The following is a 16,983-nucleotide window of genomic DNA, read 5'->3' on the forward strand; positions in this document are numbered from 1 at the left end:
CGGGATTTAGCGGAAGTTCTTCTGGTGCGCCTTGATTGCTGCGACGTAGTTCTTGGTGTCCGAGAACATGCCGTGCGTCTGGACGGAGTATTGGCCCTGGTAGTAGGACGCGATGGCTATGTCCTGGTTCGGGCTGCTGCGCAGGAGCGCCTTGATGATCGCAACACCCGCGGTCGCATTGTCATAAGGGTCCAGGAGGTTCAGCTTCCGACCGACAAGGTCAGAGGCCCACTCGCCGGACATCGGAATCACCTGCATCGCGCCGATGGCGTTCGCAGGGGAGACTGCCCGCTGGTTGAAGCCGGACTCCTGGTAGGAGAATGCCAGCGCCAGGCTGGGATCCACACCCATCTTTCGAGCAGTATCTGCAACGATCGCCTTCATCTCCGCCTGTGAGGGCGCCGGAAGGTTGTTGAGGGTGTGCTTGTTCTTGTTGGCTTCCGCAACCACGGCGTCCGGGTAGGTGTAGTGCAGGAAGGTCGACGGCACAAGGTCGGCGGGCTTCTGTTGCGCGGGTGTCTTTGCTCCGCCCGGAATGGTCAGCTTCTTGCCGGGATAGATGATCGTTGTAGCGCTCAGCTTGTTCGCTGAAAGAAGCGCGTTCAAGCTCACCCCGTGCCTGGTTGCGATCGCGCCGAGGGTGTCGCCGGCCTTGATGGTGTAGGACCCGCCTCCGGCCGGCGCAGCAGGCTTGGGTGCTGCGGGCTTCGGGCCGGTCTGAACGGCCACGTTCGATCCCCCCAGCTTCAGCTGCTGTCCTGGATGGATGATCGAGTTCATCGAAAGTCCGTTAGCCGAGAGGACGGACCCTAGGCTCACGTTGTGACGGGCCGCAATGGCGCCCAGCGTATCGCCGGCCTTCACCACATAGGTGGCGCCGGAGGCGGGTGCAGGCTTGGGTGCGGACGCCTTCGGCGCGGGGGCCGCGGCGGGCCCTGAGAGCTTGATCTTCTGTCCGGGATGGATGACGGACGACATTGACAGCCCGTTGGCCTTGAGCACGGCCGCGAGGCTCACTCCGTGGCGGGCTGCGATCGCTCCAAGTGTGTCGCCCGACTTCACGGTGTAGGTGGCTGCCGACTGGCGGTTGACAGGAGCTGCCTGCTTGGCAGGGGCTGCGGTGGAACCGGAGAGCTTGATCTTCTGGCCCGGGTGGATGAGCGAGTTGACCGTCAGACCGTTGGCCTTGAGGACTGCCTGCATGGCGAGTCCGTGCCGGGCAGCAATGCCACTGATCGTGTCGCCTGCGCGAACGACGTACGTTGCGGGCGAGCTTTGCATGGGGACAAGCTTCGGCACCTGTGTTGCCACCAGGGAAGCGGGGATCACAGCGGAGTTGGCGCTGGTGGCCGGCATGGTCTTCAGCGGCTGGTATGCGACGTGGCTCGAGGCCGGCGCGGCTGCAGCTGGCGCCGCCAGTGCAACCGAGGAGAGTACGACGGCCGGAATTGCGGCGGAGGAAACCGCGATACCTAATCCTCGGTTCTTGAACGGGGTTGTGCAGGCGGCTGGCACGTTCAGCGGCGATGACGGGCGCTGGGCGGTCATTGTCTGTCCTCATCTGTATCGGCGGGCTTACCCGCATGGCAGGGCAAGGAGCGCCAGCCGATGCCGCCGTTATCCCCGAGACCCTTTGGTGCAGTTGATACACAAGTTGTTACTGTTACTTGTGTGACTTATGTGAATCTACACCATGAGCCACGTAGCACAACACCTCAGAAAGTCGCAGTATTTGCGCAGCATTGGCGTGTTGCCACTGGACGCTCCGAGGTCCGCCGCTGAGTGGAGTTGGAGCACGGAGGCATGGCACGCTTAAGGGCGTGAATACACTGGAAACCCTTGTGGGCGATTGGCTCACCCTTCCCGATGTCGCGGAAGCGCTTGACCTGTCAATCACCAAGGTCCATGGCCTGATCAATGAGCGCGCGCTCGTGTCGGTCCGCGTCACTGACCGGAACATCCGCTCTGTGCCCGCAGAGTTCATCACCGATGGGCATGTCCTCGAGAGCCTCAAGGGAACCGTTGCAGTCCTGGGCGATTCAGGCTTCTCGGACGAAGAGATCATCCGCTGGCTCTTCACGGAAGACGAGTCCCTGCCGGGTCGACCCATTGATGCACTGAAGGCAGGGCGAAAGACGGAGATTCGCCGTCGTGCCCAAGCTATGGCCTGGTAGTCACCTGCGCGTCATGCGAGGCCGCCGCGTCAGGCCGTGCGCGTGACCGCGGCCTCGGCAAGGAAACCGAGTGCGTCCCTGCAGACCGCATCCAGGGGTATCGCTTCCAGCGCCTGAAAGCTGGTGGCCGCCCGCTCGGCTATGAGGGCTTCAACTTCTTCTCGCGCACCGGTTTGATCGATAATTCCCTGCAGCTGGAACACCTCTTCCTGACTCATCACCGTGCTCCCGAGCCCAGCATTCAGGGCGTCCTTCTGCTCCGGGCTGGCGGCCTGCAAGGCTTTCGCTATCAGGACGGTCCGCTTGCCCTCGCGGAGATCATCCCCGGAGGGCTTACCGGTGACCGCCGGGTCGCCATAGACCCCGAGCAGGTCGTCCCGTAACTGGAATGCCTCGCCCAGCGGAAGCGCGAACGACGAGTAGCCGGCGAGCACTTCCGGTGTTGCCCCCGCAAGGGCGCCGCCGATACACAGCGGATGCTCGGTCGAGTACCTGGCGGATTTGAACCGCACGATGCCCAGTGCGCGTTCGGCTGCCTCAGCGGGGTCCCGATCCGGTCCGACAGCTTCCTCGAGCAGGTCGAGGTACTGCCCAGCCATGACTTCCGTGCGCATCCGGTTGAAGATCGCTCGCGCCGTGCGAAGCGTCTCTGGCGCCCCGGCGATGGAAGCGAACGCCTCCTCACTGAGTGACAGGCAAAGATCTCCCGCGAGGATGGCCGCACCGGTGCCGAAGTGCGCTGCGTCGAGATGCCAGCGCCCGTTATCGTGGCGGCCTTCGAACTGCTTGTGCACGCTTGGCGCACCACGCCTGATGTCCGACCGGTCGATGATGTCGTCGTGCACGAGCGCGGCCGCCTGAAACAGTTCGAGGGACATCCCTGCGGTGACGATGCCGTCGTCGTCCGTTGCTCCTCCGGCTCCCCTCCATCCCCAGTAACACAGCAGCGGCCGCATCTTCTTCCCGCCGGCGACCAGCCGTTCAATTGCGTCAACAAGGACGGCGCTGTCCGGTGATACGGACTCCAATAGGGTGCGCTGCGCGGAAAGGAAGTCCCGGGTGACTCCAGTAAGTGACTGACGGAAGCGATCCTGCTCGTCCTGGATAAGCGTGGAAGAAGCAGCGATACGGTCGGTCATAGGCCCAGTCTAGGCGCTCCTCATCCGGTGCTGTCCGCTGCGGTGACCGCCGGAGCGGTCGAATTGACCGTGGGCAGCACTAGGATGAGCACCATGTCCATCCGCTCCGATTCCGCTGGACCAGAGGACGCCGAATGCACCATCCTCCACGTGGACATGGACGCCTTCTACGTATCGGTGGAGCTTCTCTCGCGCCCGGATCTCCGCGGGAAGGCAGTGATCGCCGGGTCGCCGTCGGGCCGTTCAGTCGTATTGTCGGCCTCCTACGAGGCGCGGCGGTTCGGAGTCCGATCCGCCATGCCGATGGCCACTGCCATGCGGCTCTGTCCCCACGCGGTGATCCTCGAACCTCACCATCAACGCTATGCCGAGGTCTCCGCCTCTGTCATGGAGATCTTCGGCACCATCACACCACTCGTTGAACAGCTGAGTGTGGACGAAGCCTTCCTTGACGTGTCGGGATCCCTGCGCCGTCTCGGGCCGCCCCGGCGCATCGGTGAGCTCATCAGAAGCACAATTGCACGTGAGCTCGGCATCACTGCGAGCGTCGGGATCGCCTCCACCAAGTTCGTCGCGAAAATCGCGTCAACGCGTGCCAAGCCGGACGGGCTATTGCTGATTCCGGCAGCGCAGACCGTTGAATACCTGCATACACTCCCGGTGTCAGCGCTCTGGGGGGTGGGCACGAAGACACAGGAGGTTCTCGCGCGGCTCGGAATCAGGACCGTCGAAGATGTTGCACGGACACCCGTTTCCGTCCTGCAACGCACACTGGGCGCCACCGGCACACATGTTCACAGGCTTGCCTGGGGGAAGGACCCCCGGCCGGTGACGGTCAGCAGACAGGAGAAGAGTATTGGCGCCGAAGAGACCTTCGCGTCCGATATCGCTGACGACGACACTCTCCGCGCGGAACTGCTTCGCCTGTCGCACCGAACGGCCTCCCGCCTTCGGTCCGCGCAGTTGCGCACCTCTGGGATCTCCCTCAAGCTTCGCTATGCGGACTTCTCCACCCTCACCCGGTCGCGGCGGTTGGCGGAGCCTACCGACAGTGCCCACGCCGTCTACGTCGCGGCGTGCCAACTGTTGGAGTCGCTGGGTGAACGTCCGCTGAGCGTTCGACTTATCGGAATACGGGCGGAGAAACTCGAATCTGCGGCCGGCAGTGCGCACCAGCTGACGATCGACCGCCAGGACGACAATTGGCGTCTTGCCGAACAGGCGCTCGACCGCGTGAACGGCAAGTTCGGCGCTTCAATGATTATCCCGGCCCGGTTATTGAGACCCCCGTCCGGGACAGCAAACGGGGAGGCATCCAACGAGCCGTCGAACGGCTGATTTCGGGCCTTGCAGGGGTCTCCGGCGGCCGGGAGCGGCTTTCCCTCGGGGTGAATGCAATCTATCCTTATTACTAGGGATCGACCAGGTGTTGACCCACTCAGATCAGCAAGCCGCAGCGAACTCGTTGCGGTGGCAGCCGGGAACTAGTTCCCGGCTGAACTCGTTGTTTGGGTTTGAGGGTTTCGGTACCAGTAGCAAGGAGGCAGTGATGGCACTCTCGGAACACGAGCAGCGGCTGCTTGACCAGTTGGAACAACAGCTTCACGCCGACGATCCCAAATTCGCCCACTCCATGGCGTCGAGTACCACTCGCTCGATGTCCACCCGCCGTATCGTGCTCGGTTCGCTCGTGACCATTGCCGGTATCGCGATCCTGCTACTCGGCATCTGGAATCAATTCATACCGGTGGGTGTCCTGGGCTTCCTCATTATGGGCGCCGGTGTTTACTACGCAACAACCAAGACCAAGCTGGACGGCGCCGCCCCGGGAGCCGGCAAAACGGCCAAGGCGTCCAGCTCGCCGCGCGGCGGTTTCCTCAGCAGTCTCGAAGAAAAGTGGGACGAGCGTAAAAGGGATCAACCCTAAGCTCCCCACCTCCTCCACTTTCCCCCACAGGGCCCGCCAAAGGCGGGCCCTGTGTCGTTTAATCGCCACAAACCGACGTTGATGCCCCCTGGCAGCACCACATTCGCAATATCCCCTCCACAGCCCTTCACCTAGCGATATCCGCATGGCTTCGCCGATCAGCGGGAAGAAACAGTTCGACGCACGTGGTGTCGCGTTGACGGGGGAGGATTGTGGAGTAAAGTGGGGGACATAAGAGCGTAGTGGTTACGCTTGGCCCTCCCGATCGGACAGGTGGTGGCGGATGTTCCTAGGAACACACTCGCCACGGCTGGACGAGAAGGGGCGGTTGATCCTACCGGCAAAGTTTCGAGACGAACTGAGCGACGGTTTGGTGTTGACCAGGGGCCAAGAGCGCTGCATCTACGTTTTTAGTCAGCGGGAGTTCGAGAAAGTTCACGAGCAGATGCGGGAGGCACCGCTCTCATCGCGCCAGGCTCGTGATTACATTCGCGTTTTTCTGTCCGGCGCATCAGATGAGGTGCCGGATAAGCAGGGAAGGGTGACGATTCCGCAGGCCCTGCGTACCTACGCAGGGCTGGATCGGGAGCTTGCAGTGATCGGAGCGGGAAGCCGCGCTGAGATCTGGGATGCGACCGCGTGGAATGACTATCTCGAAGAGAAGGAAACGGCCTTCTCCGAAACTGACGAAGACGCACTGCCGGGAATTTTCTGACAGTCGCTGCACCGAGTAACCACAACCCTTAGTAACTACAACAGAGCATTCGCGCTTGCGAAGGTTCTTGGATGAGACCTCCAGCCGCCCAGCGGCCGCCCACCTGACTCACCTTCCCCGGAGCCAGGCAGACGGACGCATGGAGCGGATGGGGATCTGATCGAAGAACAAGCACAGCGTTCACAGCACAGGTGCGCAGCCTGAATGAGTCAGCAGGAAGGAGCGGGCATATGGGGGAGGAGCGTCCTACCGAGGAACGGCACATTCCCGTTCTGCTGGACCGGTGCATCAACCTCCTCGCTCCCGCTATTGAATCGGCCGGTGAGGGCGCCGTCGTCGTAGACGCCACCCTCGGCATGGGGGGCCACTCCGAGGCCATGCTCCAGCGGTTCAATAAACTCCACCTCGTGGGCATAGACCGCGACCAGCAGGCCCTGCGTCTCGCCGGAGAGAGGCTTGCTGCCTTCCGGAACCGCACCGACCTCGTGCACGCCGTGTATGACGAAATTCCCTCGGTTCTCGAAGACCTCGGCTTCGACAAAGTGCACGGCATTCTGTTCGACCTGGGTGTCTCCTCGCTGCAGCTTGATGAGCGTAATCGCGGGTTCGCCTACTCCTACGACGCACCACTCGACATGAGGATGGACACGAGTACCGGGCAGAGTGCCGCCGACGTCGTGAACACCTACTCCGAAGAGGAGCTGCGGCGAATCATCCGCAGCTGGGGGGAGGAGAAGTTCGCAGGGCGCATCGCTTCCGCGATCGTCGCCGCCCGTGGAACAAAACCGTTCGGCACCACCGGTGAACTGGTCGACGTTATTCGGTCTGTGGTTCCGGCAGGAGCCGCCAGAACCGGCGGACATCCAGCGAAACGGACCTTCCAGGCCCTGCGGATCGAGGTCAACGAGGAGCTCTCCGTACTCACCCGGGCCATCCCGGCTGCGCTGGGTTCGATCGCAGTGCAGGGGAGGGTAGTGGTCATGTCCTACCACTCCCTCGAGGACAAGATCGTGAAAGCGGCTTTCACCGCAGGAACCCGATCTTCGGCCCCCGTCGGGTTTCCGGTGGAACTCGAGGAGCACAAGCCGTATCTCAAAACCTTGACCAAGGGTACCGAAGCACCCACGGACCAGGAGATCGCCGACAACCCGCGAGCCGCGTCCGCCAAGCTCAGGGCAGTTGAACGGACCAGAACCAGCCCGACAGACAGGAACGCATGATGAGCCAGTCAGTGCAGGAGAGGCCGTCTGTGCATCGCAGCGCTTACGCAACCGCGCCGATGGTCGCAGGCAATACTGCGCGCGCCCTGCAGAGTCCTGCGATATCGAACCCGGAGACGCAGGCCGGACGGGAACGACGGCGGACCCCGCTTTCAGTGGTTCCCGCCGCTCCCACGCGTGGTCGGGTGCCTTTCGCCGTCTTCTCGATGGCTGCGCTCATCGCCGCCCTGGTGGTCGTCCTCATGCTGAACATCTCCGTCTCCAGCAGTCAATACAAGCTGGTTTCACTGCGTGGTCAGGAGGTTGCCCTTGCTGAGCAGAACCAGGCTTTGACGCAACAGCTCGAGAACCTCAGGGCACCCCAAAACCTTGCAACGGCGGCTCATGAACTCGACATGGTGGCTTCCCCGACTTTCGGAATCATTGATGTAGATTCGTTGGCAGTCAGCGGAACTCCGGAACCAGCCAGCGGGTCTGATGCACCGCCGGTCCTTGTTCCGGCCCCCGCTGTGAATATGCCGAGCGAGGCCGCCGCGCCTGCAGCGCCCGTCGAAAAGGCGGAGCCAGCAGCGGAACCCGCCGTCGAGGAACCGGTCACGACCGCGGAGCCGGCGAGCGGCGGAACCATCCCGGCACCCGCACAAGCCGCTCCCGGACAATAAGCAACCGCAGTAACCAACGCAGCGAGGAACCACGGTGGCACCAGCCGACAACTCCCAACAGGAAACACTACGGGTAGCGCTCGGAGCCGCGAGGCTGAGAGTCGGTCTGGCTTTCGTCCTGATCCTGCTGCTTGTGCTCGGCGTTCGGCTCTTCCAGGTGCAGGGACTCGATTTCGATGGAATGGCCCAGGCCGGCCTGAACAAGCGTCTGGTCACGCAGGAGGTGCCGGCGCTGCGCGGCAGCATCCTGGACGATGAGGGAAACGAACTGGCGCACACGGTCCAGCGGTTCGACATCGTGGTCGACCAGCGGCTGAGCGGCGGCGAAACATTCGACCGGTACAACCCGGAGACAGATGAGCGGGTCGAGGACATCCCGATGGAGCAGGGCTTCGAGGAACTCTCGGCAATCCTCGGCCAGGACGTCGCGACGCTGAAGTCATCCATCCTTGGTGATGCCTCATTCGGTTTCGTCGCGCGCTCGGTGACGCCGGAGGTACGGAACAAGGTACTCGCCGTCGGAATGCCGGGGGTTTACGCCGATCCCACTACTCTGCGTACCTATCCGTCGGGAGCGGTCGCAGGCTCGATCCTCGGCTTCATGAGCGGGGATCGCAGGGCCCTGAGCGGTATCGAGTTGACACAGGACGAGCATCTGACCGGTACGCCCGGCAGCCGCACCTACGAAATCGGCGGCGACGGTATCCGCATTCCCTACGCCACCAATAAGGACGTGCCTGCGCAGGACGGTAAGTCGGTGCGGCTGACCATCGACCAGGACCTGCAGTTTTTCGCCCAGCAGACCATTGCGGCGCAGGTCGAGGACTACAACGCCGAGTGGGGGAACATCGTTGTGGTCGAGGCGAAGACCGGGGCGATCAAGGCGATGGCCGAGTCGACCACGCCGGATCCCAACAACTATGCAGCCACGGATCCCAAATTCCTGGGACCCCTCTCCGTCACTGCGTCGTTTGAACCCGGCTCCACCACAAAACTCATCACCATGGCGGCTGCGCTGGAAGAAGGAATCATCGAGCCGACCAGCAGGTTCGAAACACCGCCCACCTACACGGTGGACGGGCAGACCTTCAAGGATGCTTTCGAGCACGGGACCGAGAAGCGGACAGCCGCCGGAATCTTCGCCAAGTCGATGAATACCGGAACGGTCATGATCGGCGAACAGCTGAGCAAGCAGGAGCGCTATGACTGGCTGCGGAAGTTCGGTATCGGTGAACCCCTGAACGTGGGGCTTGACGGAGAAACAGCAGGCATCCTTCCCACGCCGGACACCTGGGACGAACGTCAGCAATACACTGTGCTCTTCGGCCAGGGACTCGCGCAGACGGCCCTGCACACCGCCATGGTCTACCAGACGGTCGCCAACGACGGCGTTCGCCTGCAGCCGCGGCTCATCGACGCCTACATTGACCCCGACGGCACTGAGCACAAGGTGCCGCAGGCCGAGGGCACGCGCGTTGTGTCGGAGGAAACGGCCGACGAGCTTCACACCATGCTGGAAACCGTGACCGTTGAGGGGTCCGGAGCGTCCGGTGCCCTCGAGGAATACCGCGTGGGATCCAAGACCGGCACCGCGGAAGCACCGAGTCCGCAGGGCGGTTACGACGGATACACACTGTCGTACGCCGGCATGGCACCAATGGAGGACCCCGAATACGTGGTGGTGGTGACACTGCAGCGGCCCCAGGGAGACCTGTACTATCTGGTTCCGGGGGAATCCTTCCAGAAGGTCATGAAATACGTTCTGAACTCGAACAACGTCCCGCCCGCGACCGGTAAGCCCGAAACTTACCCGGTCGTGTACTGATCCGCGTAAGCAGGCCCCAAACGTGTCCACAAATGAACAGTCCGTTGCTGCCGCGCGCATGCGGCCCGACGTCGTCGTGCCCCGAACCATGGATGAGGTGTTATCCGCTCTTCCAGCGGATCTCACCTCGGTGGAGCGGGTAGGTACCCAGAACGACGACGGCGATCCCGTTTCCATCACGGGCGTCACGATCGATTCACGGCAAGTCGTTCCGGGAGACCTCTACATTGCCGTCCCCGGGACAGGACGCCATGGGGCGGACTTCACCGGTCAGGCGATCGCGGCCGGCGCGGCTGCCGTGCTGACGGACGATGCCGGTGTGGCCGCGGCTGAGTCGGCACTTGCCGGACACGACGTTCCCCTGTACCGGGCTGCTCCGGTGCGTGACTATGTGGGCCCGCTTGCCGCCGTCGTTTTCGACAGTCAGCCGGTCTCCGGCCGCCCCACCCTCTTCGGGGTAACCGGCACCAACGGCAAGACCACCACCACCTACTTCCTCAACGCACTCGAATCGGCGCTGGGGAGGAGCACCGGGCTGATCGGCACGATCGAGATCCGGGCCGGCGGGACCGTCATTCCGTCAATTCTGACCACCCCGGAATCGCCCCAGGTGCATGGCCTCCTGGCCCTGATGCGTGAGCGCGGCATCGACGCCGCAGCAATGGAGGTCTCCTCCCACGCCATCGAGTACCGGCGGGTGGACGGAGTCCACTTCGACGTCGCCGGTTTCACCAATCTGACACAGGACCACCTCGATCTGCACGGGAGTATGGAGGAGTACTTCGCCGCGAAAGCCGCGCTGTTCCGGCCGGAGCGCACGCGCCGCGCTGTTCTTCTGATTGATGACCAGTGGGGTAGGCGGATTGCCGACGAGACAGTGGTGGAGACGACCACTGTGTCGGCGACGGGTGAGGTGAAGGCTGACTGGACCGTTTCGCAGATACAGCGGACAGGTCTCGGGCACACGTTCACCCTGCTCGGCCCACAGGGGGCACAGCTGAGGCTTCGCTGCGGCCTCCCCGGAAGTTTCAACATCGCGAACGCTGCGCTGGCCGCCGTCATGGTGCTTGCCTCAGGGGTGGAGGCATCCGACCTGCAGCGCGCTCTGGACGAACACGATCCCTTCACAACCCAGGTGCCGGGCCGCATGCAATTGATCGGCGAGCGTCCTGCAGCCATCGTGGATTTCGCCCACAACCCGGATGCGCTGGCCCTGACGCTGGACTCCGTACGGGTGGCCGACGCCGATTCCCGCGTGCTGGTTGTGTTCGGCGCCACCGGGCAGCGCGATGTGTCAAAGCGTCCGATCATGGGTGCGACGGCCGCTCGCCGGGCAGACATCGTGATCGTCACTGACGATGACCCTCATGACGAGGACGAAGCCGTCATCCGGGCGGGCGTGCTGGAGGGCGCCCACGCTGCCAGGAGTTCGGAGAACCTGACCTGCGAGATCCTGGAGGTTTTCCCGCGTGCAGAGGCTATCGACAGAGCGGTCTCGCTGGCTCAGCCCGAAGATGTGGTGCTTGTCGCAGGACGGGGCCACGAGGTGTGGCAGGAGGTCAAAGGCGTGAATTTGCCGCTGGATGACCGGGTGGAACTGGCCGCCGCATTGACACGGCATGGATTCTCTGTGCTTTCAGGCAACAGGATAGAGTCCTAGATCGTCATGATTGAATTCAGCGCAGCCGACATCGCGGCAGTAACGGGCGGGACGCTCTCGGAGTCCGCCCAGAAGGCTCCGTCCCTCGTCGTCCGTTCAGCGACCACGGATTCCAGGGAGAGCCGCCCCGGCGGTCTCTTCATCGCCAAACCCGGTGAGGCCACCGACGGTCACCACTTTGTCGCCAGTGCTTTCGCCAACGGGGCGGTTCTCGCCCTCGTGGAGCGGATCGTCCCCAACGACGACGGCATTGACTTCCCTGCCGTGTTGGTGCCGGATGCGGTCGAGGCCATGGGCAAGCTGGCTGCCGAAGCGGTGCGCCGCCTCCGCGCCCACTCACCGCTGACGGTGATCGGCATCACCGGTTCGGCGGGCAAGACCACCACCAAGGACGTACTGGCGCAGATCCTGCGCGAAGAAGGCACCACCGTCGCTCCGATCGGGTCGTACAACGGTGAGATCGGCGTTCCGCTCACGATCTTCTCGGCCGAGTACGGCACCCGCTACCTGGTCATCGAGATGGGGGCGACCGGCGTCGGGCACATCGAATATCTCACGTCCATGGTCAAGCCCGACATCGGGATAGTTCTGTGCGTGGGCTCGGCCCATGCGGGGGAATTCGGTGGCGTCGAGAAAATCGCCCAGGCCAAGGGAGAACTGCCCAGGTCGCTTGCTGCCGACGGTGTGGCCATCCTCAATGGAGACGATGCCCGGGTATCAGCGATGGCCGAGCAGACGCAGGCACGAATACTCTTCTTTTCCGAAGACCCGACGTTCGACCGTCCCGGCAGCGGCACGGTCCGGGCCGAGAACGTGTCGCTCTCGGTCGAAGGCAACCCCTGCTTCACCCTGGTTCTTCCTGACGGGAGCAGGCATGAGGTGCGGCCGCTCCTGATCGGACGGCATCACGTTGCCAACCTCCTCGCGGCCGCCTCCGCTGCCCACACACTTGGAATCCCGGGCGAGCGGATCGCGTCCGGGCTATGCAACGCGCGTGCCGTCAGCCGTTGGCGCATGGAGCGCACCGACCGCCCGGACGGCGTAACCGTCATCAACGACGCGTACAACGCCAATCCTGAATCCATGCGCGCCGCCCTTGCCACGCTCGCCGAACTTGGTCGTGGACGACGCACCTGGGCAGTACTGGGTGAGATGCTCGAACTGGGGGAAGACTCCGTCACGGCACACGATGCCCTCGGGCGCGTGGCGGTGCGGTTGAACATCTCCAAGCTGCTCGTTGTCGGAGAAGGAGCCAAGGCGCTTCATACGGGTGCTGTGCTGGAAGGATCCTGGGGAGACGAAGCGATTTTCGTGAACGACGTGGCGGAGGCCGAGGCAGTGCTGGCAAGCGAGCTGCAACCCGGGGACCTTGTCCTGGTGAAGTCATCCAATGGCGCCGGGCTACGTCATCTGGGCGATCGGCTAGCATTGGCCACGGAATCGCCGACGGCGGTGCCCGCATCTGACCAGGGGACACAGGTTGAGTCGAGTGAATCCGGTCCAACGAACCCAGGGGGACCCTCGCTGTGATCTCGCTGTTGATTGCCTCCGCGTCAGCCCTTGTGCTGGCGCTGGTGGGTACGCCCCTTTTCATCAGGCTTCTCGTGCGCAAGAGTTACGGGCAGTTCATCCGCGACGACGGTCCCACGGCTCACCACACCAAGCGCGGTACACCCACCATGGGCGGTACCGTCATCGTGGGCTCGGTGGTGTTGTCGTACTTCGCCACCCATCTGATCATGAGCGCTGCGGGGGACTCCCAGGGGCCAACGGTCTCCGGACTTCTGCTGCTGATGGTGACAGTGGGCATGGGCGTGGTCGGATTCTTCGACGACTACATCAAGATCTCCAAACAGCGCAGCCTCGGCCTCAGCGCGCCGGCGAAGATCATCGGTCAGACCCTCGTCGGTGTGGTTTTCGCCATCCTCGCCCTGAACTTCCCCGACGAGAACGGCCGCACGCCGGCATCGACGGCCATCTCGTTTGTCCGCGATACGGCTTTCGATCTGGCCTTCGCAGGTTCCCTGATAGGGGCAATCCTGTTCGTTCTCTGGTCGAACCTCATCATCACCGCAGCTACCAACGGCGTGAACCTGGCTGACGGCCTGGATGGACTGGCGAGCGGCGCTGCGGTCTTTGTCTTCGGCGCGTACATGCTCATGAGCATCTGGCAGTTCAACCAGCGCTGCGCGTCGCCGGATGTTCCCGCCAACATCTGTTATGAGGTTCGCGATCCGCTGGACCTCGCGTTGATTGCAGGCGCCATGTGCGGTGCCTTGGTCGGCTTCCTCTGGTGGAACACATCGCCCGCCAAGATCTTCATGGGTGACACAGGGTCGCTCGCAATCGGTGGGGCCATTGCCGGCTTCGCAATCCTCTCGCGTACTCAGCTCCTGCTCGTCATCATGGCCGGACTGTTCGTGATGATCACCCTGTCCGTCATCATCCAGGTTGGATTTTTCAAGCTGTCAGGCGGCAAGCGGGTTTTCAAGATGGCACCCCTCCAGCACCACTTTGAGCTCAAGGGCTGGCAGGAAGTAACGGTGGTTGTGCGCTTCTGGATCCTCGCCGGGCTCTTCGTCGCCGTGGCTCTCGGTATTTTCTATGCTGAATGGGTCGTGCTGCTGTGAGCGAGGCAGGAACATCGAACCGCCTTGAGGGGCTGACCTCCTGGGACGCTGACTGGGCAGGGCTCAGGGTGCTGGTAACAGGCATCGGGCTGTCGGGATTCTCTGCAGCGGACACCCTCATCGAACTTGGGGCTCGCGTTGTGGTCTGTGACGCTACCGACTCCGAGGAGACTCAGGCGAAGGCGGACACGCTACGCATTGTCGGAGCAGTGGACGTGCTGCTCGGCCCGGTTACGGCCCAATCGCTTCCGCTCATCGACGGCGAGGCGCCCGAGCTCGTGGTCACCTCCCCGGGCTGGAGTCCAGCCCAGCCGCTGCTTGCAGCCGCTGCAGCAGACGGGATCCCCATCTGGGGTGACGTGGAACTCGCCTGGAGGGTGCGGGAGCGGGCAGGACGTCCCACCGCCGAATGGCTGACCATCACCGGAACCAACGGCAAGACCACCACAGTCACGCTCGCCGAGTCCATGCTCCGTGCAGCGGGCCTGCGCGCCATTGCCGCAGGAAACGTCGGAACTCCGCTGCTCGACGCCATCCGGGATCCGCGAGGTTACGACGTGATCGCCGTCGAACTCTCCAGCTTCCAACTGCACTGGAGTTACACCCTTGCCCCGCTGGCAAGTGTTTGCCTCAACCTCGCAGAAGACCACGTCGACTGGCACGGCGGTTTCGAGGCCTATCGGGCAGACAAGGCGAAGATCTACGAAAACACCCGGGTGGCCTGCGTCTACAACGTCGAATCTCCAGCCACCGAGCGGATGGTCGAGGAAGCCGACGTTCAGGAAGGCTGCCGCGCCATCGGTTTCACCACGAATACTCCGTCCATCAGCATGCTCGGCGTCGTGGATGGCCTGCTCGTTGACCGGGCCTACATCGAACAGCGCAAGGATTCGGCGGCGGAGCTGGCGGCCGTGACTGACCTCGGTGAGGTGGTCCCGCGGCACCTTGTCGCCAACGCTCTGGCGGCCGCTGCCCTGGTGCGGGCAGCAGGAGTGCCGGCGGGGGCGGTACGCGACGGGATCCGTAATTACCAGCCCTCCGGGCATCGTATCGAGCTGGTCGCAGCCCGGGACGGTGTGCTCTGGATCAACGACTCCAAGGCGACCAATCCGCATGCGGCGCACGCCGCCCTGTCCTCCTTCCACAGTGTTGTCTGGATCGCGGGCGGACTCTCAAAGGGCGTGGACTACAACGACCTGGTTCGCGACAACGCCGGCCGGTTCAAGGCCGCAGTGCTTATCGGAAGGGACAGCACGGATCTCGCGGCCGCTCTCCACCGACACGCTCCGGATGTTCCGGTGATAAACCTTGCCACGGGTCACACTGGTAAGGACGAGTTGCCGTCCCAATCGAGTCCAGATGGCGTCCAGGTCATGCGCGCCGCAGTCACCGAGGCACTGCGCATCGCTGCGGATGGCGATACTGTGCTCATGGCTCCGGCGGCCGCGTCGATGGACCAGTTTCCTTCCTACGCTCACCGCGGGGCCGCCTTCATCGAGGCAGTTCGCGGGATTGTGGAGGGGCAGGGATTCACCGCTAAGGAGTTGTAATGGTCAGCACGCCCACCCGGCATCCGCGCCGGAAGCCGGCGGTGCGACAGCACTCCAGCTCAAGCAGGAACACCTCCGGGAGCAGGCCCGACAACCTCATCTCTCAGGACGCTTCGCCCACTGTCGCGACGGCGGTCGGGCCACCACGCAGGGGCGTTCGAAGCGCCTTCGTCCGTCTGTGGCTTTTCCTCGAAGGGTCGGACCGTCAGACCAGCGGATCCAGTTACTACATGATCCTCGGAGCCACGCTGGCACTGACGGCCATCGGGCTCATGATGGTGCTGTCGGCGTCGTCGGTGGAAACCATCGCGAAAGCCGCCGCCGAGGGCGAGCAGGTGAGCAACGGGATTACCGCCTTCGATCTCTTCCTCAAGCAGGGGATGTGGGCGGTGGGCGGCATCATCCTGATGTTCATTCTGTCGCGGTTCGGCCCGCGAATGTACAAGGCGCTTGCCTGGCCCGGGTTAGGCGTCGCAGCGGTCCTGCTCGTCCTGGTGCTGGTGATCGGCCAGGAGATCAATGGAAACCGGAACTGGATCCAGGTCGGCGGATTCACGATGCAGCCCTCAGAACCTGCAAAGCTTGCGCTTGCGCTGTGGTGTGCAACGGTGCTGGAGCGGAAACGCGGGTTGATCAGGAGTTGGAAGCACGCACTGGTGCCCGTCCTGTTTCCGTTCGGGGGCCTGATCGTCGGTCTGGTCATGCTTGGCGGAGACCTGGGCACGGCGATCATCCTCGGCATGATCCTCGCCGCCGCCCTGTTCTTTGCCGGAGCGCCGATGAAGATGTTCACCATCGCCGGGCTCGTGGGGATCGCCGGCGCCTTCGGAGCGATCCTGCTCAACAGCACTCGAAGTACACGTATCCAGGCCTGGCTGCGCTTGAACTGCGACACCGCAACAGACCCCTGCTTCCAGTCCAACCAGGGTCTGTTCGCCCTCGCATCCGGTGGCTGGTGGGGTGTGGGTATTGGCCAGAGCAGGCAGAAGTGGAACTGGATCCCGGAAGCCCACAACGACTTCATCTTCGCCATCATCGGTGAGGAGTTCGGACTGATCGGCACCCTCGTGGTGATCGCGCTGTTCGGCATCCTTGCGGTGGCCACCCTGCGGGTGGCGCGGCGTTATACCGATCCTTTTGTGCGTATCCTCATGGCTTCCATCCTCGTATGGCTGATAGGGCAGGCCTTCGTGAACATCGGTATGGTCACCGGGGTGCTACCGGTCATCGGTGTTCCGCTGCCGTTCATCTCCTACGGTGGTTCCGCGCTCACCTTCACCCTTGCCGCCGTCGGCCTGCTGCTTGCTTTCGCCCGGCGGATGCCGCCGTCCGCGGCGAGCGACGCTGAAGGCGCCACGAAACCCGAATCCGACTCCGGGATCCGCAAATGAAAGATCAAGAGACTCCATTGACTGAAGACGCCACCCTGTCGGTCGTCCTTGCCGGCGGGGGTACCGCCGGGCACATCAGCCCCCTGCTCG

14 protein-coding genes are annotated in these 16,983 nt (G+C 63.3%); 12 read left to right on the forward strand and 2 right to left on the reverse strand.

What is annotated here, in order from left to right; genetic code table 11:
• Window positions 1–6 precede the first annotated feature (6 nt).
• The gene (locus RIF85_RS05345) at window positions 7–1,548 is read right to left on the reverse strand and encodes a LysM peptidoglycan-binding domain-containing protein (RefSeq protein WP_309070879.1); all 1,542 of its coding nucleotides are present in this window, start codon (window positions 1,546–1,548) and stop codon (window positions 7–9) included.
• Between the two features lie 272 nt (window positions 1,549–1,820).
• Between RIF85_RS05345 and RIF85_RS05350 the strand changes: the two genes are divergently transcribed.
• Window positions 1,821–2,174, forward strand: a complete 354-nt coding sequence (locus RIF85_RS05350; RefSeq protein WP_309070880.1) for an Rv2175c family DNA-binding protein — start codon at window positions 1,821–1,823, stop codon at window positions 2,172–2,174.
• Window positions 2,175–2,203: 29 nt separating this feature from the next.
• On the opposite strand, the gene RIF85_RS05355 is transcribed toward RIF85_RS05350, so the two are convergent.
• Window positions 2,204–3,313 carry a polyprenyl synthetase family protein gene (locus RIF85_RS05355; RefSeq protein WP_309070881.1) on the reverse strand — a complete coding sequence of 370 codons (1,110 nt, stop codon included), beginning with the start codon at window positions 3,311–3,313 and terminating at the stop codon, window positions 2,204–2,206.
• A gap of 93 nt (window positions 3,314–3,406) precedes the next feature.
• Between RIF85_RS05355 and dinB the strand changes: the two genes are divergently transcribed.
• From dinB to ftsW, 11 genes are all read left to right on the forward strand, one after another.
• Window positions 3,407–4,651 carry a DNA polymerase IV gene (gene dinB, locus RIF85_RS05360; protein WP_309070882.1) on the forward strand — a complete coding sequence of 415 codons (1,245 nt, stop codon included), beginning with the start codon at window positions 3,407–3,409 and terminating at the stop codon, window positions 4,649–4,651.
• Window positions 4,652–4,862: 211 nt separating this feature from the next.
• Window positions 4,863–5,240: a DUF3040 domain-containing protein gene (locus RIF85_RS05365; RefSeq protein WP_309070883.1), complete on the forward strand. Its 378-nt coding sequence runs from the start codon at window positions 4,863–4,865 to the stop codon at window positions 5,238–5,240.
• Between the two features lie 283 nt (window positions 5,241–5,523).
• Window positions 5,524–5,955 carry a division/cell wall cluster transcriptional repressor MraZ gene (gene mraZ / locus RIF85_RS05370; protein WP_309070884.1) on the forward strand — a complete coding sequence of 144 codons (432 nt, stop codon included), beginning with the start codon at window positions 5,524–5,526 and terminating at the stop codon, window positions 5,953–5,955.
• 230 nt (window positions 5,956–6,185) lie between these two features.
• Window positions 6,186–7,175, forward strand: coding sequence for a 16S rRNA (cytosine(1402)-N(4))-methyltransferase RsmH (rsmH, locus tag RIF85_RS05375; protein WP_309070885.1), 990 nt, complete (start codon window positions 6,186–6,188; stop codon window positions 7,173–7,175).
• A complete protein-coding gene (locus tag RIF85_RS05380; RefSeq protein ID WP_309070886.1) occupies window positions 7,172–7,837 on the forward strand; it encodes a hypothetical protein in 666 nt (221 codons plus the stop codon). The genes rsmH and RIF85_RS05380 overlap by 4 nt, the downstream gene beginning before the upstream one ends.
• A gap of 34 nt (window positions 7,838–7,871) precedes the next feature.
• On the forward strand, window positions 7,872–9,662 hold the full coding sequence (locus RIF85_RS05385) for a penicillin-binding protein 2 (protein WP_309070887.1): 1,791 nt from the start codon (window positions 7,872–7,874) through the stop codon (window positions 9,660–9,662).
• A gap of 58 nt (window positions 9,663–9,720) precedes the next feature.
• On the forward strand, window positions 9,721–11,322 hold the full coding sequence (locus RIF85_RS05390) for a UDP-N-acetylmuramoyl-L-alanyl-D-glutamate--2,6-diaminopimelate ligase (protein ID WP_309070892.1): 1,602 nt from the start codon (window positions 9,721–9,723) through the stop codon (window positions 11,320–11,322).
• Between the two features lie 6 nt (window positions 11,323–11,328).
• Window positions 11,329–12,852, forward strand: a complete 1,524-nt coding sequence (gene murF, locus RIF85_RS05395; RefSeq protein ID WP_309070888.1) for a UDP-N-acetylmuramoyl-tripeptide--D-alanyl-D-alanine ligase — start codon at window positions 11,329–11,331, stop codon at window positions 12,850–12,852.
• Window positions 12,849–13,952, forward strand: coding sequence for a phospho-N-acetylmuramoyl-pentapeptide-transferase (mraY, locus tag RIF85_RS05400; RefSeq protein WP_309070889.1), 1,104 nt, complete (start codon window positions 12,849–12,851; stop codon window positions 13,950–13,952). The genes murF and mraY overlap by 4 nt, the downstream gene beginning before the upstream one ends.
• Window positions 13,934–15,502, forward strand: coding sequence for a UDP-N-acetylmuramoyl-L-alanine--D-glutamate ligase (gene murD, locus RIF85_RS05405; protein WP_309070890.1), 1,569 nt, complete (start codon window positions 13,934–13,936; stop codon window positions 15,500–15,502). The genes mraY and murD overlap by 19 nt, the downstream gene beginning before the upstream one ends.
• Window positions 15,502–16,893, forward strand: coding sequence for a putative lipid II flippase FtsW (ftsW, locus tag RIF85_RS05410; protein ID WP_309070891.1), 1,392 nt, complete (start codon window positions 15,502–15,504; stop codon window positions 16,891–16,893). The genes murD and ftsW overlap by 1 nt, the downstream gene beginning before the upstream one ends.
• Window positions 16,894–16,983: the final 90 nt, after the last annotated feature.

Origin of the sequence: Arthrobacter sp., from assembly GCF_031179385.1 — a bacterium.
In the GTDB taxonomy this organism is placed as follows: Bacteria; Actinomycetota; Actinomycetes; order Actinomycetales; family Micrococcaceae; genus Arthrobacter_D.

Bases quoted from the DNA above. Each gene is read 5' to 3' on its own strand.
- RIF85_RS05345 (WP_309070879.1), bottom strand. From the start codon at position 1,548: ATGACCGCCCAGCGCCCGTCATCGCCGCTGAACGTGCCAGCCGCCTGC.
- RIF85_RS05355 (WP_309070881.1), bottom strand. From the start codon at position 3,313: ATGACCGACCGTATCGCTGCTTCTTCCACGCTTATCCAGGACGAGCAG.
- dinB (WP_309070882.1), top strand. From the start codon at position 3,407: ATGTCCATCCGCTCCGATTCCGCTGGACCAGAGGACGCCGAATGCACC.
- RIF85_RS05365 (WP_309070883.1), top strand. From the start codon at position 4,863: ATGGCACTCTCGGAACACGAGCAGCGGCTGCTTGACCAGTTGGAACAA.
- mraZ (WP_309070884.1), top strand. From the start codon at position 5,524: ATGTTCCTAGGAACACACTCGCCACGGCTGGACGAGAAGGGGCGGTTG.
- rsmH (WP_309070885.1), top strand. From the start codon at position 6,186: ATGGGGGAGGAGCGTCCTACCGAGGAACGGCACATTCCCGTTCTGCTG.
- RIF85_RS05380 (WP_309070886.1), top strand. From the start codon at position 7,172: ATGATGAGCCAGTCAGTGCAGGAGAGGCCGTCTGTGCATCGCAGCGCT.
- RIF85_RS05390 (WP_309070892.1), top strand. From the start codon at position 9,721: ATGCGGCCCGACGTCGTCGTGCCCCGAACCATGGATGAGGTGTTATCC.
- murF (WP_309070888.1), top strand. From the start codon at position 11,329: ATGATTGAATTCAGCGCAGCCGACATCGCGGCAGTAACGGGCGGGACG.
- murD (WP_309070890.1), top strand. From the start codon at position 13,934: ATGGGTCGTGCTGCTGTGAGCGAGGCAGGAACATCGAACCGCCTTGAG.
- ftsW (WP_309070891.1), top strand. From the start codon at position 15,502: ATGGTCAGCACGCCCACCCGGCATCCGCGCCGGAAGCCGGCGGTGCGA.